Source organism: Pararhodospirillum oryzae, from assembly GCF_007992075.1.
GTDB classification, from domain to species: Bacteria; Pseudomonadota; Alphaproteobacteria; order Rhodospirillales; family Rhodospirillaceae; genus Pararhodospirillum; species Pararhodospirillum oryzae.
In genome coordinates, this window is the sequence record NZ_BJZO01000162.1 from 1 (window position 1) to 2,258 (window position 2,258).

The 2,258-nt window shown below is 73.8% G+C and carries 4 protein-coding genes; all 4 read right to left on the reverse strand.

The window, feature by feature from the left end; translation table 11 throughout:
* Positions 1 to 426, reverse strand: coding sequence for an ExbD/TolR family protein (locus tag ROR02_RS16215; protein WP_147165081.1), 426 nt, complete (start codon positions 424 to 426; stop codon positions 1 to 3).
* On the reverse strand, positions 423 to 857 hold the full coding sequence (locus ROR02_RS16220; RefSeq protein WP_147165082.1) for an ExbD/TolR family protein: 435 nt from the start codon (positions 855 to 857) through the stop codon (positions 423 to 425). The genes ROR02_RS16215 and ROR02_RS16220 overlap by 4 nt, the downstream gene beginning before the upstream one ends.
* The gene (locus ROR02_RS16225; RefSeq protein ID WP_147165083.1) at positions 854 to 1,783 is read right to left on the reverse strand and encodes a MotA/TolQ/ExbB proton channel family protein; all 930 of its coding nucleotides are present in this window, start codon (positions 1,781 to 1,783) and stop codon (positions 854 to 856) included. Before ROR02_RS16225 ends, ROR02_RS16220 begins: the two co-directional genes overlap by 4 nt.
* A gap of 4 nt (positions 1,784 to 1,787) precedes the next feature.
* Positions 1,788 to 2,258: energy transducer TonB (locus tag ROR02_RS16230; RefSeq protein ID WP_246135601.1), on the reverse strand; the 471-nt coding region annotated here is incomplete at its 5' end.

Genomic DNA, 2,258 nt, shown 5'->3' on the forward strand with positions numbered 1-2,258 from the left:
TTATTCCTCCTCAAGAAAACGCCGGGTATCGGTGATCGCGAAGTCGCGCACGCCGTGGCGTTGGACGGCGGCCAGGACGGCCATCACCAGGCCGAACGACACCCCGCCCTCGGCATCCAGGTGCAAGGGGGGCGGATCGGGCAGGGTCACCAGGGCGCGCAGGCGATCCTCCAGGGCGGCGGGACCGTCGAGGGGGGTATCTTGCCAGAACACCCGCCCGTCGAGATCCACCCGCACGCGCACCGCGTCGGGCAGCGGCTCGGCGGCCGTCGCCGGGCGGGGCAGGCCCAGGCCGGTGAGGTGGGGCGCGATGGGAATGGTCACGATCACCATGATCAACAGCACCAGAAGCACGTCGATCAGGGGCGTGGTGTTGATCTCCGACGCCAGGGGCGCCTCGGGTTCCTCGTCGAACAACGCGGTCATGGGGCCCTCTCGCGCGCGGCCGGCTGGGTCACGAAGCCGATGCGTTGCAATCCCGCCGTCCGGCAGGCGGCCAGCACCCGGCCCACGGCCGCGTAGGGGGCCTCGACATCGGCGCGCACATGCACGGCCGGCACCACGGCGCGCGCCGCCACCGCGCGCAAGGCGCCGATCAGGGCGTTGGTGTCGGCCAGGGGCACCCCGTTCAGGCTCACGGTGCCCTCGCGCGCGATGCCCAGGGTCACGGTGCCCGGCTCCTCGACGACCGCCCGGGTGGTTTCGCGCGGCAGGCGGATGCCGCCTTGGGCCACCACCACCGGCACGGTGATCAGGAAGATAATCAGCAGCACCAGCATCACGTCCACCAGGGGCGTGGTGTTGATGCCGGCCAGCGGACCGGGCAGCTCGTCGGCGTCTTCCGCGAACAGGCTCATCGCTCCCCCTCCCCGTCGGGCAGGCGGTGCCCGCCCAGCAAGACGGTATAGAGATCGGCGGCGAAGCTCTTGAGCCGGTCCACCGCGCGCTTGTTGGCCCGCGCCAGCCCGTTGTAGGCCAGCACGGCGGGCACGGCGACCAGAAGCCCGAGCGCGGTCATGACCAGGGCCTCGCCCACCGGCCCCGCCACCTTGTCGATCGAGGCTTCCCCGCTGACCCCGATGGCGGTCAGGGCATGGTGGATGCCCCACACGGTGCCAAACAGCCCCACGAAAGGCGCGGTGGCGCCCACCGTGGCCAGCAGGGTCTGGCCCTCCTGCAACCCCGCCTGAACCCCGGCGATGCTCCGGCTAAGCGCCGTGCTCAGCCAGGTATGGCGGTCCACGCCCTGGACCGACGCGCTGCGGTAGGCCTCCTCCGCCGCCAGCGCCGCCTCGGCCACGCGGTGATACGGGGTTCGCGGACGAAGGGCGTTCAGCCCCGCCTCAAGCCCGGCGGCGGACCAGAACACCCGGGTCGCCCGGCTGGCCTGAAGCCCCAGCCGGACCAGCGCCACGGTACGCAGCACGATCACGGTCCAGCTTGCCACCGACATCAGCACCAGAAGAATCAAGGTGGCGTGGGCCACGAAATCCCCCTGGGCCCACAACCCCGCCAGCCCATACGAATCAGGGGCCGGGGGGAGCAGCGACGGGGGCCCTTCCTCCCCCGCCGGCCCCGGAAGCGCCCCGGCGGACAAGGGCGCTTCCCCGGGAACCACGGGCGCGGGCGGAGACGAGGAAACCGTGGCGGCCTCGCCGGTAGCCTCGGGAGGGCCCCCTTCCGGCGGCGCCCCGGCCTCGGGCCCCGGCGCCTGCGCGAAGGCCAGGACCGGCCCGGCTCCCAGCCCGGCCCCGGCGATGAGGCTCCACAAACGTCGGCGCATGGGATCAGTCCTCCAGTTTCCAAACATAACGCAAATGCGCCCAGGTGGGTTCGCGGCGGCCGTCCACCGTGCCCGGTTCGAACCGGCACTGCGACAGGGCCTTCACGGCCGCCTCGTCCAGGCGGGGGAAGCCGCTGGAGCGTTCAACACGGTGATCGATCACCCGGCCCTCGGGGTCGATCAGCAAGGCCAGCAGCACCACGCCCCGTTCCCCCGCCCGGCGCGAGGCCGCGGGGTAAGCCGGGGTGCGGCACTGAATGACCGCCGGCGCCCGCTGAGGCGCGCGCGGAACCTCGGCCCGGGGCGCCTCGACCGCAGGGGCAGCCGGGGCCGCCGGGGCGGACACGCGCGCGGGCCGGGGGACCACCGGCGGGCGGGGCCGTTCGCGCACCACCGGCCGGGGCACGGGCGGCGGCGGGGCCGGTTCCGGCGGCGGGGGCTCGGGTTCCGGCTCCGGTGGGGGGTCGGGGGGCGG

Coding starts and splice junctions, on each gene's coding strand:
- ROR02_RS16215 (WP_147165081.1), bottom strand. CDS start 426: ATGACCGCGTTGTTCGACGAGGAACCCGAGGCGCCCCTGGCGTCGGAG.
- ROR02_RS16220 (WP_147165082.1), bottom strand. CDS start 857: ATGAGCCTGTTCGCGGAAGACGCCGACGAGCTGCCCGGTCCGCTGGCC.
- ROR02_RS16225 (WP_147165083.1), bottom strand. CDS start 1,783: ATGCGCCGACGTTTGTGGAGCCTCATCGCCGGGGCCGGGCTGGGAGCC.